This window comes from Fundidesulfovibrio putealis DSM 16056 (genome assembly GCF_000429325.1).
Taxonomy (GTDB): Bacteria; Desulfobacterota; Desulfovibrionia; order Desulfovibrionales; family Desulfovibrionaceae; genus Fundidesulfovibrio; species Fundidesulfovibrio putealis.
The window spans coordinates 724,723-739,676 of the sequence record NZ_KE386885.1; the positions used below are offsets into that span (position 1 = coordinate 724,723).

14 protein-coding genes are annotated in these 14,954 nt (G+C 64.6%); 7 read left to right on the forward strand and 7 right to left on the reverse strand.

From position 1 onward, the window contains the following. Positions 1-103: 103 nt before the first annotated feature. The 4 genes from G453_RS0119990 (at position 104) to G453_RS0120005 (ending at position 3,870) form a co-directional block, all read left to right on the forward strand. Entirely contained in the window at positions 104-829 is a 726-nt protein-coding gene (locus G453_RS0119990; protein ID WP_027192454.1) for a class I SAM-dependent methyltransferase, read from the forward strand. A gap of 61 nt (positions 830-890) precedes the next feature. Continuing rightward, a complete protein-coding gene (locus G453_RS0119995; protein WP_027192455.1) occupies positions 891-1,667 on the forward strand; it encodes a TIGR00282 family metallophosphoesterase in 777 nt (258 codons plus the stop codon). A gap of 1 nt (position 1,668) precedes the next feature. Continuing rightward, positions 1,669-2,934, forward strand: coding sequence for a tyrosine--tRNA ligase (tyrS, locus tag G453_RS0120000; RefSeq protein WP_027192456.1), 1,266 nt, complete (start codon positions 1,669-1,671; stop codon positions 2,932-2,934). Positions 2,935-2,949: 15 nt separating this feature from the next. Continuing rightward, the gene (locus G453_RS0120005) at positions 2,950-3,870 is read left to right on the forward strand and encodes a UbiA-like polyprenyltransferase (protein WP_235731817.1); all 921 of its coding nucleotides are present in this window, start codon (positions 2,950-2,952) and stop codon (positions 3,868-3,870) included. 32 nt (positions 3,871-3,902) lie between these two features. Here G453_RS0120005 and G453_RS0120010 read toward each other — a convergent pair whose 3' ends face one another. The 6 genes from G453_RS0120010 to G453_RS0120035 all read right to left on the reverse strand — a co-directional run bounded on the left by G453_RS0120010 (position 3,903) and on the right by G453_RS0120035 (position 9,054). Continuing rightward, the gene (locus tag G453_RS0120010) at positions 3,903-4,226 is read right to left on the reverse strand and encodes an antibiotic biosynthesis monooxygenase family protein (protein ID WP_027192458.1); all 324 of its coding nucleotides are present in this window, start codon (positions 4,224-4,226) and stop codon (positions 3,903-3,905) included. Next, on the reverse strand, positions 4,226-4,561 hold the full coding sequence (locus G453_RS0120015; RefSeq protein ID WP_027192459.1) for a hypothetical protein: 336 nt from the start codon (positions 4,559-4,561) through the stop codon (positions 4,226-4,228). Before G453_RS0120015 ends, G453_RS0120010 begins: the two co-directional genes overlap by 1 nt. Further along, entirely contained in the window at positions 4,558-4,845 is a 288-nt protein-coding gene (locus G453_RS0120020; RefSeq protein WP_027192460.1) for a hypothetical protein, read from the reverse strand. Before G453_RS0120020 ends, G453_RS0120015 begins: the two co-directional genes overlap by 4 nt. Positions 4,846-4,919: 74 nt before the next feature. Further along, a complete protein-coding gene (locus tag G453_RS0120025) occupies positions 4,920-6,710 on the reverse strand; it encodes a methyl-accepting chemotaxis protein (RefSeq protein WP_027192461.1) in 1,791 nt (596 codons plus the stop codon). 80 nt (positions 6,711-6,790) lie between these two features. Next, positions 6,791-7,918: a glycosyltransferase family 4 protein gene (locus G453_RS0120030; protein ID WP_043646510.1), complete on the reverse strand. Its 1,128-nt coding sequence runs from the start codon at positions 7,916-7,918 to the stop codon at positions 6,791-6,793. Positions 7,919-7,956: 38 nt separating this feature from the next. Further along, entirely contained in the window at positions 7,957-9,054 is a 1,098-nt protein-coding gene (locus G453_RS0120035; protein WP_027192463.1) for a glycosyltransferase, read from the reverse strand. Between the two features lie 110 nt (positions 9,055-9,164). Between G453_RS0120035 and G453_RS0120040 the strand changes: the two genes are divergently transcribed. The 3 genes from G453_RS0120040 to G453_RS0120050 all read left to right on the forward strand — a co-directional run bounded on the left by G453_RS0120040 (position 9,165) and on the right by G453_RS0120050 (position 13,373). Continuing rightward, a complete protein-coding gene (locus tag G453_RS0120040; RefSeq protein WP_084502607.1) occupies positions 9,165-10,649 on the forward strand; it encodes a B12-binding domain-containing radical SAM protein in 1,485 nt (494 codons plus the stop codon). Next, positions 10,649-12,163, forward strand: coding sequence for a glycosyltransferase family 4 protein (locus tag G453_RS0120045; RefSeq protein WP_027192465.1), 1,515 nt, complete (start codon positions 10,649-10,651; stop codon positions 12,161-12,163). Before G453_RS0120040 ends, G453_RS0120045 begins: the two co-directional genes overlap by 1 nt. A 76-nt stretch (positions 12,164-12,239) precedes the next feature. Then, a complete protein-coding gene (locus tag G453_RS0120050) occupies positions 12,240-13,373 on the forward strand; it encodes a glycosyltransferase (RefSeq protein ID WP_027192466.1) in 1,134 nt (377 codons plus the stop codon). Positions 13,374-13,552: 179 nt separating this feature from the next. Here G453_RS0120050 and G453_RS0120060 read toward each other — a convergent pair whose 3' ends face one another. Continuing rightward, positions 13,553-14,947, reverse strand: coding sequence for a sigma-54-dependent transcriptional regulator (locus G453_RS0120060; protein ID WP_027192468.1), 1,395 nt, complete (start codon positions 14,945-14,947; stop codon positions 13,553-13,555). Positions 14,948-14,954: the final 7 nt, after the last annotated feature.

Consider the following 14,954-nt stretch of genomic DNA (forward strand, 5'->3'; position numbering starts at 1 on the left):
CCTTCTGCGTCGCGTTGGGTCGTCATGAGCGTTCCGGGCCGGTCAGGGTCTTGCCGCACGAAAGCACGGCGGGCAACGCAACGCCGGGAGTGAGGGGCGGCATATGGCGGAAAAGAAAGTCACCGAATTGTTCGGCAAGAGCGCTGCCGAAACATATGACGAACGGTTCAGTAAGACCCGCGCCATAAAAGACAATCTGCACCTGCTCATTCGTCTGATCCTGGATGGTCTGCCCTCTCAGGCGTCGATTCTGTGCGTGGGGGTCGGCACTGGGGACGACATCATCGGACTGGCCGACGCATTCCCTGCCTGGACGTTCACGGGGGTCGATCCTTCGGTGCATATGCTGGAGGTCTGCCGGAAGCGCTTGCAGGAGCATTCGCTCCTGTCGCGTTGCGAGCTCGTCCATGGGTACCTGGACGACATTCCTGAAGAACCTCGTTTCGATGCCGTGCTCTGCCTGCTGGTCACTCAGTTCGTGAAGGACGCCGCAGCGCGCCGGGAAATGTTCAAGGGAATGTCGGAGCGGCTGAAGCCCGGAGGATGCCTGATAAACTCCGAAATCAGCGACGACATGGACTCGCCCGAATTCCAGGACATGGCGGAAGTATGGAAGGCCATGCACAGGTTCACCGGAGCCTCCGCGCAGAAGGCGCAGGGCGTCATCCAGGCGTTGCGCGATCATGTGGCCGTGGAGCCGCCTTCCGTCATCGAGGGCTATCTTCGGGAAAGCGGACTCGCGCTGCCGGTTCAGTTCTTCCAGTCGCTGCTGATCAGGGCCTGGTATTCCCGCAAATCTCCGGGAGCTGACACTCTGGCGGGCAAATAGGGCGTCATCGATTGCCAGCAATGGTGACCGGCGCTCAGGTGAGCTGGAACCAACCGATATGATAAAACTTCTATTCCTAGGCGACATCGTAGGCAGATCAGGCCGCAAGGCCGTGTCCGACTCGCTGCGCGCGGTGCGCGACGCCCTCGCCCTGGACGTGGTGATCGCCAACGCCGAGAACGCCACCGGCGGCATCGGCCTCAATTCCAAGGGAGCCAAAGAGCTCCTCTCCATGCCCCTGGACGTGCTGACCAGCGGCAACCACATCTGGAAACACAAAGACATCTTCGCCTTCTTCCAGGAGACCACGCGCCTCCTGCGCCCGGCCAACTACCCGGCCGGTGCTCCAGGAAGCGGCCTGGGGATATTCCAGGCCAAGGACGGCACGCCCTACGCGGTGCTGAACCTCATGGGCCGCACCTACATGGACGCCGTGGACTGTCCGTTCCAGACTGCGGACCGCCTGCTGGCGGAAATCCCCGAAGACGTGAAGGTGCGCGTGGTGGACTTCCACGCCGAGGCCACCTCCGAGAAGAAGGCCATGGGCTACTACCTGGACGGGCGGGTGAGCGCCGTATTCGGCACGCACACCCACGTGCAGACCAACGACCCCCGCATTCTGCTGAAAGGCACGGCTGCCCTCACTGACGTGGGCATGTGCGGGCCGGTGGATTCCATCATCGGCATGGAGGCGGAGCGCATCGTGGGCCGTTTCCTGTCGCGGCTGCCGGTACGTTTCGAGGTGGCCAAGGGGCCTGCCCGGCTGGAAGGGGCATTGTGCGAGATTGACGCTGCCACGGGACGGGCTGTAAGCATCCGCCCGTGGCAAGGAGGATAGCGTGAACGTTTTCGACGAATTGAAGTGGCGCGGCCTTATCCATCAGACATCCGGCGACGAGCACCTGCGCGAGCACCTGGGGACCCAGGGCCGCGTCATGTATTGCGGCTTCGACCCCACGGCGCGCAGCCTGCACATCGGCAACATGGTGCCGCTTCTGGCGCTTATGCGTTTTGCCCGGGCCGGGCACAAGCCCATGGCGCTTTTGGGCGGGGCTACCGGCCTCATCGGCGACCCCAGCGGCAAGGACAAGGAGCGCCAGCTCATCGACCCCGAGCAGGTGGCCGGGCAGGTGCAGCGCATCAAGGCCCAGATCGAGAAGCTCTTTGCGGACAATGACGCGCAGATCCGCGTGGTGAACAACCTGGACTGGATCGGCAAGTTGTCGGCAATCGAGCTTCTGCGCGACGTGGGCAAGCACTTCACCGTGAACTACATGCTGGCCAAGGATTCCGTGAAGGGGCGCATCGACCGCGAGGAGTCGGGCATCTCCTACACCGAATTCAGCTACATGATATTGCAGTCCTACGATTTCCATCATCTGCGACAGACCATGGAGTGCACGCTCCAGATCGGCGGCGGCGACCAGTTCGGCAACATCACCGCCGGGCTCGAGCTCATCCGCCGCAAGACCGGGGCCGAGGCCTACGCCCTGACCTTCCCGCTGATCACCACGGCCAGCGGCGCCAAGTTCGGCAAGAGCGAGAAGGGTGCCATCTACCTGGACCCCGAAATCACCTCCCCCTACACGTTCTACCAGTACTGGGTGAACGCCGACGACCGGGACGTGGTCAACCTGCTGAAGTACTTCACCTTCCTGGGCCAGGAAGAGATCGAGGCCCTGGCCGTCGCCGTGGCCGAGCGCCCGCACCTGCGTGAGGCGCAGAAGAAGCTGGCCCAGGTCATGACCACCATGGTGCATGGCGAGGCCGAGATGGCCCGCGTGGTCAAGACCGTGGAGTTCCTGTTCGGCAAGGGCGGCCTGGACGAGGTGGACGTTGCCACCCTCAAGGCCGCGCTGGATACCGCCCCGGGCAGGCAGTACGCCGGGAAGGCAGACATCCCCGACGTGGTGACGCTCCTGGTGGAGCTTGGGTTGAGCGCGTCCAAGTCCCAGGCCCGCAAGGACCTGGCGGCCGGGGCAGTCACCGTGAACAACGTGAAGATCGCGGACGGCTACGCTTTTCCTGAAGGGGATTTCATTGGCGGAGAGCTGCTGCTGATGCGCAAGGGCAAGAAGAACTACGGCGTGGTGCGGCTGGGCTAGCACGTGAGGCAAGGGATGAACATTCGCAACATGCTGGAAAGGTTCGCGGGCAGGGTGCCCTGCTGCTCGGCGCACACGCTGCTTGAGCGCGTGAGGATCTATGCCGGGTTCGTGAAGATCGAGCATTCGGTGTTCGCGCTGCCGTTCGCCTACGTGGGCCTGTTCCTGGCCAAGCGCGGCTGGCCGGGATTCGCGCCATTCCTGCTCCTGACCGTGGCCATGGTGGCCATCCGCTCCTACGCCATGGGCGTCAACCGTCTGGTCGATCTGGTCTACGACAGGCAGAACCCCCGCACCCAGGGGCGCGAGCTGGTGCGCGGCGCGCTGAGCCCCCGCGAAGGCTGGGTGTTCGTGGGCGTGTGTGGGCTGGTGTTCGTGCTGGCCTGCTGGGGCATGAACCCGCTGTGCCTGTGGCTGTCGCCCCTGGTGCTCTTCTGGGCGGGCTTCTACAGCCTGACCAAGCGCTTCACCTGGCTGTGCCATCTGGCGCTCGGGTCCGTGCTGGGCCTGGCTCCCGTGGCCGGGTGGTTGTCGGTGACCCCGGAGTTCAATCTGGCCATGGTACTGTTCGGCCTGGGCGTCACCTGCTGGGTGGCGGGTTTTGACGTGCTCTACGCCAGCCAGGACGCCGAGTTCGACCGCGCCAGGGGGCTCAACTCCATGCCGGTGCGCTTTGGGGTCGGCGGCGCGCTCAGCCTGGCGGGCCTGCTGCACGGCGGGGCAGTGGTCCTGTTCGCCCTGGCGGGCTGGGGCGCTGCGCTTGGCTGGGGCTACTTCGGCGTGCTCATCCTGGCGGCGGGGCTTCTCTGGGTGGAGCACAGGCTCATCTCGGAGAAGGACCTGTCCCGCATCACCATGGCTTTCTTCACCATAAACGGCGTGGTGGCGGCCACGCTGTTCCTGGGCGTCCTGCTCGATCTCTTCCTGCTGAAATGAGAACGGGGCCTCAAATGAGGCCCCGCTGAATTTCAAGCGTTGTGGGCAGGCATGGCCTGTTCCAGCACCACATCATGCCTGACCTGCGGCTCCGGGATAATCCCGTATGCCTCGTCACCCGGATAGAGCCGTGCCAGGGAGGGGTCGTCACCTGCAAAGGCGGAGATGTCCTCCATGGAGCGCCAGTAGGTCACCAGGGTGATCTCCACCATTTCGTCCGTGATCCGTTCAAGCACCTGATGCCCCAGGTAGCCGGGCAGGGCGGCGCATTCCTGCACGCCCGTCAGGTCCATGTGGCGCAGGAAGCCGTCCCGGTGCTCAGGCAGGCAAAGGCAGCGCCAGGTGCGCGCGATCATCACCAGTTGCCGTCGCCCTTGGTGTGTTCCAGGATGTCGTCGTAGCGGTGGCTCTTGGACTCGTGGCCGCCGGGCGCGAGGTCGTAGCGGGTCAGCACGCCGTTCTCGTCGTCGAAATAGTCCAGATGCCCGCTGTCGCCCGGTTGCATGCTGGCGGCTGCGGTCTCCAGGAATTCGTCCACGTCCAGATAGAATCCGGCGAATTCGATCTCCAGCGAGGAGCCGGAGATGCTGACGGCGTCGTCCGGCAGGGTCCCGGCCAGACGCGCCAGAGCGCCCGCGTCGGCCATGGACACCTGCCCGAACGCACGGATGTCGGGCTTGCCGCTGCTCAACTTGAGGCCGTAACGGACGCGCCGGGGCCTTCGTCCGCGATCAGGCGCTGGGCCACGTTCAGGTCGTACAGGGCCATGGGGTCCGCGCCGCGCCTGCTTTCCTTGTAGTGCGCCGCCGCCATTTCGATCTCTTCGTAGGGAATCCAGCCGTGGCGGTCCCAGAATTCGGGTTTGTCCAGGTCGTGCATGCGGAATTCAACCGTGCCGAATTGCTCGCGCACGTACATCCTGATCCGCGTGTTCTGAGGCGCCGGGTAGTAGTAGAGGCCGCGTTCGTCTTTCATGGGCGGTTCAATAAAAGCAAAAGAGGCCCGGACGCAAGTCCGGGCCTCCTGCTTTTTTCGTGCTCGGCGTGTGATCAGCCCTTGTTCATCACGTCGATGAGCTTCTGGAGCTTCTGGGCCAGGCCCGCAAGGTCGGAGACGGCCTTGGCGGAATGGCTCATGCCGTCGGAGGTTTCAGCGGTTACGCGGCGGATGTCGTCCACGGCGCGGTTGATCTCCTCGCTTGCGGCGGACTGTTCCTCGGCGGCGGTGGCGATGGAGCGCACCTGATCGGAAGTGTGCGTGACCAGCTGGACGATGTGCCCCAGAGCCTCGCCGGACTGGTTCGCGAGCCCTGTGGCCTGGTCGATGGACGTGCTGGCGACTTCCACGCTCTTGATGTTTTCGCGCGCGCCGTTTTGGATGGAGCCGATGACCTCGCCCACTTCCTTGGTGGCGTTCATGGTCTTTTCAGCGAGCTTTCGCACCTCGTCGGCCACCACGGCGAAGCCGCGTCCGGCGTCGCCCGCGCGGGCCGCCTCGATGGCGGCGTTCAGCGCCAGCAGGTTGGTCTGGTCTGCGATGTCGGAGATGACCACCAGTATGCGGCTGATGTCGTCTGCCTGCTTGCCCAGGGCGGTCATCTGGATTTTGAGCTGGTGGGCCTGATCGAACACCTGCTTGATTGCAGCCACGGACTGGGCCACGACTTCCGCGCCCTTCTGGGCTTCCGTGCGCGCCGATTCGGCAGACTGGGCAGCGGAGGAGGAGTTGCGGGCCACTTCGAGCACCGTGGCGTTCATCTCTTCCATGGAGGTGGCGGTCTCCTCCGTGCGCTGGTTCTGGATTTCCACACCCCGGTTGACTTCGTCCACCTGGGCCGACAGCGCCTCGGAGGCCAGGGCCACCTGACGCGCGATCTCTGCGGAATCGGAGGCCACGCCCGACATCTTGACCATGAGCCCGGAAACCTTGGCCTCCTGGGCCTGTGCCTCGCTCATGGCCTTCTCGGCGGTCTGTTTCTGCACCTCGGCTTCCTGCGTCTTGCGGGTGGCCTCGGCCATCTTCTCCTTGAGCTTGTCCACCATGGAGGAAATGGAAAGCTTCAAGGCCAGGAGTTCGGCAGTGAACCGGCCCTTGGGCTGCGCATCCAGATCACCCTTGGCCACAGAGCCCGCGAAGTCCTGGATGTGCGCCAGGGGGCGTAGAATGCTGGAATTCATGAGCCACCAGGCCACGGAGAAAATGGCGCCCAGAACCCCGAGCGTGGTCAGGCCCACGGCGATGGCCGCGTTGGCGGTCTGCTTCTTGGCGGCGTCCAGGGAAGAGATGATCTCGAAGGCCCCGTGCACCTCGCCAACCTTCCAGCCCTCCTTGGTTCCGCCCAGGGGGTCTTTCTCGCCCTTGGGGTCGCCGTGGCAGTACAAACAGTCCTTGGTGAGACGGATGGCCCGGAAGTAGCGAATCTTGTCCGATTCCTTGATGACGATCTCGTCCAGGTGCTTGGATTCCAGATCGCGCAGCACCTTGCGTTCAAGCTCGGTGGGCTCGTTCTTGGGATTGCGCGGCTGCTCCTTGGGGACGCGGAACTGGTAGCCCAGCTTGGAAGCGTTCTGCTGGGCCATGTTGATGGCGGAGATGACCGGAACGGCCTCTATCAGGTTTTCTTTGGGAATCTGGTCAAAGGGACGGATGACGCCCAGCTCCAGCTTTTTGGACATGTCGGTTCGCGCGGCCTCGGCCATGAAGACCACTGCGCGCGCCTGATCGAGAATTGACTGGTCCGCAGCGTTCGAAATGGAGAGCATCTCCTGGAAGAACATGACGACGGCGAGTACCAGAGGTCCTGCGATGGCAATGAACAGTATCTTCCATTTGATGCTCATTCAGTTCTCCGGTCGGGTATTTGTAAACATTTGCAACACGAACAAACTCTTCACCTGCGTGTTGCTTTTCAGGGGCGATGTCAAGTGACAGTTCCGAAAAAAGAATTCACTGCCTCCTGTGCGGAGGTTGTCCAAGAGAAACGCGTGGCCTGCACCAGACCTTTTGCGCGCATGTCGGCCCGCAAGAACGAATCGGAGGCCACCCTGATCATGGCGCGGGCCATTTCCTGCGGGTCGGAGGGGTCGTTCAGATACAGGCAGGCGTCCCCGCCCACCTCGGGCAGGCTGGCCGCGTTGGCGGTGATGACCGGGCAGCCGCAGGACATGGCCTCCAGCACAGGCAGGCCGAAGCCCTCGTAGAGGCTCGGGTAGATGAGCGCCAGGGCGTCGGAATAGAGCCCGGCCAGGGACTGCTCCGGGACATAACCCAGTTCCACCACGCGCCCTGCGGTTGCGTCCTCCCGCGACCAGCCGCTCCAGCCTGCCAGCACAAGGGGAACGTCCAGCTTGCTTGCCGCAAGTGCCTTGGGGATCACCTGGGGGTTCTTGCGCGGGTCGTTGGTGCCCAGGAACAGGAAATACGGCTCGCCGGGAGCCAGTCCCGGTATGCGGGTCCCGCCGGGGCGGGGGTGGAACTGCTGCGGGTCGATGGCGTTGTAGGTCAGGCCGATCAGGGCGGGGTCGATGCCCAGCACCTCGGTCATCTCCCTGCGGGTGAACTCCGACACCGCCAAAAACCGCGAGACCTGCCTGAGGCGGCGTTTGAAGAACAGGTCGAAATAGAGCACGCGCTCCCGGGGGTGATGCTGCGGATAGCGGATCAGCGACAGGTCGTGCACCGTGAACACGGTCTTGACTCCCTTGGGGGCCAGGAAGGGGAAGAAGGCCGCCTCGTGGTAGACGTCGTAGCCTTTTGCCGCCTGGTAAAACGCCCATTCGCGCTTGGCGTGCACGGCAAGGCGCACCGCGAGCCCGGCCAGGGGCGGCAGCTTCCACAGGAGCTTGGTCAGGCGCGACCGCCCGGCCACGCTGGCGGCCGGGTCCGGCATGCGCTCCAGGACCCGCCGACCGTCGAAGTAGCCGATGGAGACCTCGGAGCCGTAGGCGCGCTCGATGTGGTCGTACAGGCAGCGCAGGTAGCGCCCGATGCCGGTGTTCACGCCGGTGAGGGGCACGGCGTTGACAATGACCTTGAGGGGACGGGACACGTGTGTTCCTTGTTGTGGCAGGCCGGACTTGTCCGGACTCAACGCAGCACCCCGTCGATCAGGCGCTGCATTTTCGCCCTGAAGGCCGATTCGTCGAATTTGGCGGCGCGGGCCTCGCAGGCCGCGCGCATGGACAGGGCCAGTTCCGGCGTCATGGCGGAAACGGCCTGGACAACGTGTTCCGGGCGGGGGCTGGCCTGTATCAAGATACCGGTCTTATGTTCTTGAACCGTTTCAAGAAGCCCGCCCTCGGCCACGCCGATGACCGGTTTCCCGGCGGCCATGGACTCCACCGGGGAAATGCCGAAATCCTCGTCGCGCGGGATGTAGACGGTTGCCAGACACTTGCCGGTAAGTTGCCGGAGGTCCTGGGCGCTCACCCAGCCGCGCACTTCGATGTTTGGCGCGTTGGCGGCCATGGCCCGCACCCGTTCCAGCTCGCTGCCGCCCGAGACCACCACCAGCCGTTTGTCCGGCATGGCGAGAAAGGCTTCCACGATGGTCTCCACTCGCTTGAGCCGGTCCACGCGCGCAGTGGAAAGATAGAAATCCTCCTGGCCGAGCCAGGTGAAGTCCTGGGTGCGAACCGGCGGGGGCACGATCTCGGAGTCCAGTTGCAGGTAGCGCCCCAGGCGGTGGGCCACGTTCTGGGAGTTGGACACGATGAGGTCCATGGAGCGGGCCGCCTTGGCGTAGGCGCGCTCGAAGGTCCAGAGGAAGGCCTTGTAGGCCGGGCGTTTCGCGGCTGGCTGGCCGGAGAGGTAGTAGTCGCGCTGGTCGTAGAGGATGCGCGGCGGGGTGTGGCAGTAGAGTATTTTCTTGCCCGTGACCCGCTCATGGGCCATGGGGGCCAATGACCCGCTGAAGATGGTGTAGGGCGGGTTGGAGCGCGGGAATTGCGCGAAGCACTTCCAGAAGCAGGCCGTCTCGGAAAGGCGGGCCAGGTCGGGGTATTTCTCCCGGGCGCGCATGTCCATGGGCGGGCGCATGGCGAAGAAATCCGGAGGAAACGCGGCCTGGTTGAACTGCGCGGTCCAGAGGATGCCCCCGGTAAGCTCGGCCAGGGACTGGGCGACCTTCTCCCCGCCGCCGGGGAAGGCGAAGGCGTCGTGTAAAATGAGCGGACTTTGGCGCATTGGCGTTCGCGTTTTTTTGGGGTAGAAGCGGCTGGCCGTTGTGCATATCCAGGGCGTACGCCCATGGCAACCCAAAATCGTCCCAACCCGAAACTCCCGTAAAGTACCCTATGAATATTCTCGTGGCCAATCTGGCCGGCGTCAAGGTCGAATCCGACGGTTCCGTGAAGCATTACATCAAGGCCGGGTCGCGCTGGCCCATGACCATCGGACGCTCGCGCTCCGTGGATTACTATCCCTTCCCCTTCTGGCTGGCCTACACCTCGGCGCTTTTGAAGCGCGACACCAAAGCCCACGTGCAGGGCCTGGACGGCGTGGTGCTGGACATGACCGGCGACGAGCTTCTGGGCGAGATCGTCTCCAGAAAGCCCGACCTGCTGGTGGTGGAACTCGCCTCGCTCACGCTTGGCGAGGACCTGGAGTTCATGACCAAGGTCAAGGCTGCCACGAAGTGCAGGATCGTCGTGTGCGGCAACTACGCCACCGTGACCCACAAGTCACTCATCCAGGACAACGCCTGCCTGGATTTCGCGGTGCGCGGCGAATACGAGATGGCTGTTCGCGACCTGGCGCTCGCCCTCATGGATGAAACGCCCCTGGAGGACGTCCTCGGCGTCACTTGGCGCGACGCCTCCGGCCAGGTGGTGGAGAACGCCCCCCGGCCCCTGCTGGCCAGCCTCGACGAGCTGCCCTTTCCGGACCGCGAGGATTTCCCGGCCACCATCTACCCCGACTTCACCCTGTACAGCCCGTGCATCAACATACTCTCCAGCCGGGGCTGTCCCTGCGGCTGCGTGTACTGCCAGGAGCGTCACGTCATGTACGCCTCGCCCAAGTACCGTTCGCGCTCTGCCGCGTCGGTGGTGGACGAGATGCAGTACTGCCAGCAGAAGTTCGGGGCGCGCCAGTTCTATTTCGACGACCAGAGCTTCGTGGTGAAGAAGAAGCACGTCATGGACATCTGCGCCGAGATCATGCGCCGGGGCCTTACCGTGCCCTGGACCGTGATGGGCGACGCCATGTTCGTGGACCGCGAGATGCTCGAGGCCATGGCCAAGGCCGGTTGCATCGGCATGAAGTTCGGCGTGGAATCCGCCGACCAGACCATCCTCAAGGCCATCGGCAAGCCCCTGGACCTGGAAAAGGCCAAGCAGGTGGCCCGCTGGTGCAAGGAGCTGAGCATCCGCACCCACGCCACCTTCTGCCTGGGCCTGCCCGGCGAGACCGTGGAGACGATAAAAAAGACCATGGCCTACATGGAAGAGATCGAGGTCGATACGGCCCAGGTCTCCAAGGCCGTGCCCTATCCCGGCACGCCCATGTACGAGTGGGCCATGAAGAACGGCTACCTGACCACCACGGATCTTGGCAATTTCGACGGCATGGGTGACTCCATCATCAGCTATCCGGGTCTGAGCAATCAGGAGATCGACGCCTGGTGCGCCATTTTCTCGCGCCGCGTGGCCCGCAAGAAGGTGCTCAAGTATCTGTTCGAGCCCCGCCAGAGCATCTCCATCATCATTGAGATGGCCCGGCGCAAGGGCGTGATGAGCCTGCTCAAATCCCTCTACACGTTCGTGAGGCGGGCTTTCTGATGTACTGGTGGGTTGCGGGCGTCTTCGCCCTGGGGCTGGCCACGGCCCTGGTCGCGACTCCCCTGGCCGCGCGCTTCGGGCGGGCCTTCGGCTTCATGGACGCGCCCCAGGGGCGAAAGATCCACACCCACCCCATCCCGCGTTGCGGCGGGCTGGCCCTGGTGGCGGCGTTCTGCGTGGCCGCCGCGCTGGCCTGGGCCGTGAAGCTTCCCCAGGCGGGGCGGCTGTTCGACGACGCGCGCATCTGGCCGGTGCTGGGCGGGGGGCTGTTCATCTTCCTGGTCGGCCTCTGGGACGACCGCAAACCCCTGCCCGCCAAGCTCAAGTTCGCGGCCCAGGTGGCAGCGGCCAGCATCTGCTTCTTCTACGGGGTGAAAATCGAGTCCTTCACGCTGGGCAGCCTGATCAGCGTGAATTTTGATTTTCTGTCCTACTTGCTCACCGTGTTCTGGTTCGTGCTGTTCATAAACGCCATCAACCTGATCGACGGGCTGGACGGTCTGGCCGCAGGCGTGGCCTTTTTCGTGTGCGCCGTGCAGGCGGTGCTGGCAACCATGCGCGCCGAGGCCCTGCCTGCCATGTATTTCGCGGCCCTGGGCGGGGCGTCCCTGGGTTTTTTGCGCTACAATTTCAACCCGGCGTCCATTTTTCTGGGCGACGGGGGCAGTTATTTCCTCGGCTACATGGTGGCGGCCCTTTCGATTCTGTCTTCGGCCAAGTCTCAGGTGGGCGCCACCATCCTCATGCCCATCCTGGCGTTTGGCGTGCCGCTTCTGGACACCATCACCTCGCCGCTTCGGCGCTTCGTGCGCGGCAAGAAGATGTTCGAGCCGGACCGCGAGCACGTGCACCACAACCTGCTGGCCAAGGGGTGGTCCCAGCGCAAGACCGTGGTGTTCCTGTACGGGGTTACGGCCTTTTTGGCGGTGATGTCCGTTCTCATCGTGAACATGCGCGACGTGCCTGCCGGGCTTTTCATCCTGCTGCTGGGCGGGGCGCTGATCTTGTTTGTGCGCAAGGCCGGGTATTTCAGCTTCTTCGCCCTGGACAAGGTGGTGGGCTGGATCCGCGACATCTCGGACGAAGCCGGGGTCAGCCACGGCAGGCGGACATTCCTGAATCTTCAGATCGAGATTTCCCAGTCGGAAGACCTGGAAGCCATGTGGGTGAACGTCTGCGAGGCTCTGGGCCAGCTGGAGTTCGATCTGGGCGAGATGACCCTGGCCGGGCAAAACGCCGCCCACGTGCCGCTATCCGGCGAAGCCTGTCGCCTGAACTCCTGCTACGAGTGGACCCGCGAGGACCTGGACCGCGACAAGCGCGAATATCTGTCGCAGCGCTCGCTTTTGAAGATCGAGCTGCCACTCATGGACAAGAGCGGCGGGCATCTGGGGACGCTCTGGCTGGTGAAGAATCTGGCCGACGCGCCGGTTTCCGACTTCACGTTGCGCCGGGTGGAGCAACTGCGGCGCACGGTGGTCTCCACGCTGGAGCGTTTGCAGGGGCGCGCGTGAGCTGGCGTTGCGGGGTTCTTTCTGCCGGGCGGGATTGCGAGGCTAGCCGGGCAGGCCTTGCAGGGTGCGCAGTCTGATGCGCGTCCTGCACCTGGGCAAGTATTTTCCCCCGTACACCGGCGGGGTGGAGACCGTCACCTACGAGCTGGCCCACGGCATGACCCGGCGCGGCGTGGTGAGCGACGTGCTGTGCTTCAATCCCGGCGGGCCACGGCTGGAGGAACGCTGGGAAGGCTACTCGGTGACGCGCGCGGCCACGCCCCTGGTGGCGGCGTCCACGCCGCTGTCGCCTGATTTCGTCCGGCTGCTGGCCCGGATGGCCCCAAATCACGACATCCTGCACGTGCACTGCCCGAACCCCATGGCCGCCCTGGCCCTGCGCCTGATCCGACCCAAGGCCAAAATCGTGCTGCACTGGCACAGCGACGTGATCCGCCAGAAGCGCTTCAACCAGGCCTACCGCCTGCTCTTGGGGAACTGGCTGGCCAGTCGGGCCGACGCCGTCGTCGGGGCCACCCCGGCCCACGTGGAGGCCTCCGAGTACGCCCGGGTTTTCCGGGGAAAATCCCACATCGTGCCCTTCTGCCTGGATCCGGCTCCCTTCGAGCCCGAGCGCGTGGACCAGAACGCGCTGTCGCGCCTTCGCGAGCGTCACCCCGGCAAAAAAGCCGTGTTCGCCCTGGGCCGGCTCATTTCCTACAAGGGATTCGACGTTCTTCTCAACGCGGCGAAGCAGTTGCCGGACGACTGGGTGGTGTTGATCGGCGGCACGGGACCGTTGGAAAACGAACTGCGGGCCATGATCAACCAGCTTGGGCTCACGGGCAAGGCCGAACTCCTGGGGCGAATCCCTCAGGAAGAAATCTCCGCGCACTATCACTTCTGCCGGGTGTTCTGCCTGCCCTCGGTCACGCGGGCGGAGATGTACGGGATGGTGCAGCTGGAGGCCATGGCCTCCGGGCGGCCGGTGGTGTCCACGCGCATCGAGGGGTCGGGCGTTCCCTGGGTGAACCGGCGCGGCGTCACCGGGCTTACCGTTCCGCCGGGCGATTCCGGCGCGCTGGCCCTGGCCTTCCTGGAGATCGACTCGGACGAGGAGCGCTACCGGACCATGTCCGATAACGGGCTGCTGGCCGCGCGGGAGCGTTTCGCACCGGATATCATGTTGGACGGGGTGGAGAAAATGTACCGGGAGCTCATCCCGGCCTGATCAGGCAGGACTGATTTTTCGACGAATATTCCGGTCCGACATCACGCCAGACTCCCCGCCGACTGCCCCCGAACGAAATATCTTCTCGAAAAGGCGCTCCCCTATTGCGGATTCCAAAGGGCGCAGCTCTTTGGCCGCCGGAGGCTGATCCCACTGCTCACTCTCGATACCAGAGAACATTACGACAAAAGCTTCAAGCCGTGCTCCTTAAGCAGCGCGTACAACCGCGAGCGCGACATGCCGGAGATGCGGCAGGCCTCGCCGGATTTCCCCTCGGACTGATCCAGCAGCTGTTCCAGATACAATCTGTCCATGGCCTGGCGGTAGACCTTGAGCGCAGGCAGGGGCTTTCGCGCTTCCCCAGGCACGGAGAGCATCTCGGCGGGCGAATCTTTTTCGCGCACCTGCCCCCTGGCCACCTGCACCCTGATGTGCACGGGCAGGTGCACAGAGTGCAGCTCCGGTTCCTCCAGGGCCAGGGCCACCATCCCTTCCATCACGTTCTGCATCTCGCGGATGTTGCCCGGCCAGCTGTAGGCGGTCAGGGCGGCTTCCACCTGCGCGGTCATGCGTTTGGGGAGGGCTTCCTGCCGGGTGCAGGACACCGCCAGGAAGTGGCGGGCGAAAGCAAGCACGTCCTCGGGGTGTTCGCGCAGCGGCGGCAGGTTTATCACCATGCCGCGCAGGCGAAACAGCAGGTCCTCGCGAAAGAGCCCTGCCTGGGCCATGTGGTCGAGGTTTCGGTGCGTGGCCGCCACCAGCCGGAAATCACAGGTGCGTTCGGTCTTGCCGCCAACGGGCCGGACCCTGCGCTCCTGGAGGGTGCGCAGGAAGGTTTTCTGGACGCTCAGGGGCAGCTCGCCCACCTCATCCAGGAACAGCGTTCCGCCGTGGGCTTGCAGGATGAGGCCCTCGCGGGGCCGGTCCGCGCCGGTGTACGCGCCGCGCTCGTTGCCGAACAGCAGGCTCTCCGCGATGGTGGCGGGCAGGGCGGCGCAGTCCACGGCCACGAAGGGGGCGAGTTTCCGGCGGGAGTTGTTGTGGATGGCCCGGGAGAAGAGCTCCTTGCCGGTGCCGGTCTCGCCGGTGAGCAGGATGTTGGCGTCGCTGCGGGCGGCGCGGGCGGCCTGCTCCAGGCTTGCGGCGCGGCTTGGGTGTCCGCCGGGGATGCCGTCCCATACGAAGGTTTCGATGGAAGGCTGGGGGCGCGCGTCGCGGTAGGCCATGGCCGAAAGAAGCGGGCCGGTCATGGAGTGCAGGGTGGGGGGCTTCTCGATGTAGTCCCAGGCCCCCCGGCGCATGGCGGCCTCTGCGCCGTCCGGATCGCCCCAGCCGGTGATGACGATGACCTCGGGGCGGCTGGCGGCTCCTTGCAGGTCGCCGATGACGTCCAGGCCGTTGCCGTCGGGCAGGCGTACGTCCAGGAGCACCACGTCGAAATCCCCGGCACGGGCCTTGGCCACGCCCTCGGCCAGGGATGCAGCGGATTCGGAATCGTGCCCCAGGCGCTCCACCACGCGCGCCAGGGCGTCGCGGATGGGGAGGTCGTCGTCTATGATGAGTATCTTGCCCACGCGTTGA

Excerpts from the sequence above, each read along its gene's own strand:
- G453_RS0119990 (WP_027192454.1), top strand. The coding sequence starts at position 104 with ATGGCGGAAAAGAAAGTCACCGAATTGTTCGGCAAGAGCGCTGCCGAA.
- G453_RS0120050 (WP_027192466.1), top strand. The coding sequence starts at position 12,240 with ATGCGCGTCCTGCACCTGGGCAAGTATTTTCCCCCGTACACCGGCGGG.
- G453_RS0120040 (WP_084502607.1), top strand. The coding sequence starts at position 9,165 with ATGAATATTCTCGTGGCCAATCTGGCCGGCGTCAAGGTCGAATCCGAC.
- G453_RS0120020 (WP_027192460.1), bottom strand. The coding sequence starts at position 4,845 with ATGAAAGACGAACGCGGCCTCTACTACTACCCGGCGCCTCAGAACACG.
- G453_RS0120025 (WP_027192461.1), bottom strand. The coding sequence starts at position 6,710 with ATGAGCATCAAATGGAAGATACTGTTCATTGCCATCGCAGGACCTCTG.
- G453_RS0120005 (WP_235731817.1), top strand. The coding sequence starts at position 2,950 with ATGAACATTCGCAACATGCTGGAAAGGTTCGCGGGCAGGGTGCCCTGC.
- G453_RS0120045 (WP_027192465.1), top strand. The coding sequence starts at position 10,649 with ATGTACTGGTGGGTTGCGGGCGTCTTCGCCCTGGGGCTGGCCACGGCC.
- G453_RS0120035 (WP_027192463.1), bottom strand. The coding sequence starts at position 9,054 with ATGCGCCAAAGTCCGCTCATTTTACACGACGCCTTCGCCTTCCCCGGC.
- G453_RS0120010 (WP_027192458.1), bottom strand. The coding sequence starts at position 4,226 with ATGATCGCGCGCACCTGGCGCTGCCTTTGCCTGCCTGAGCACCGGGAC.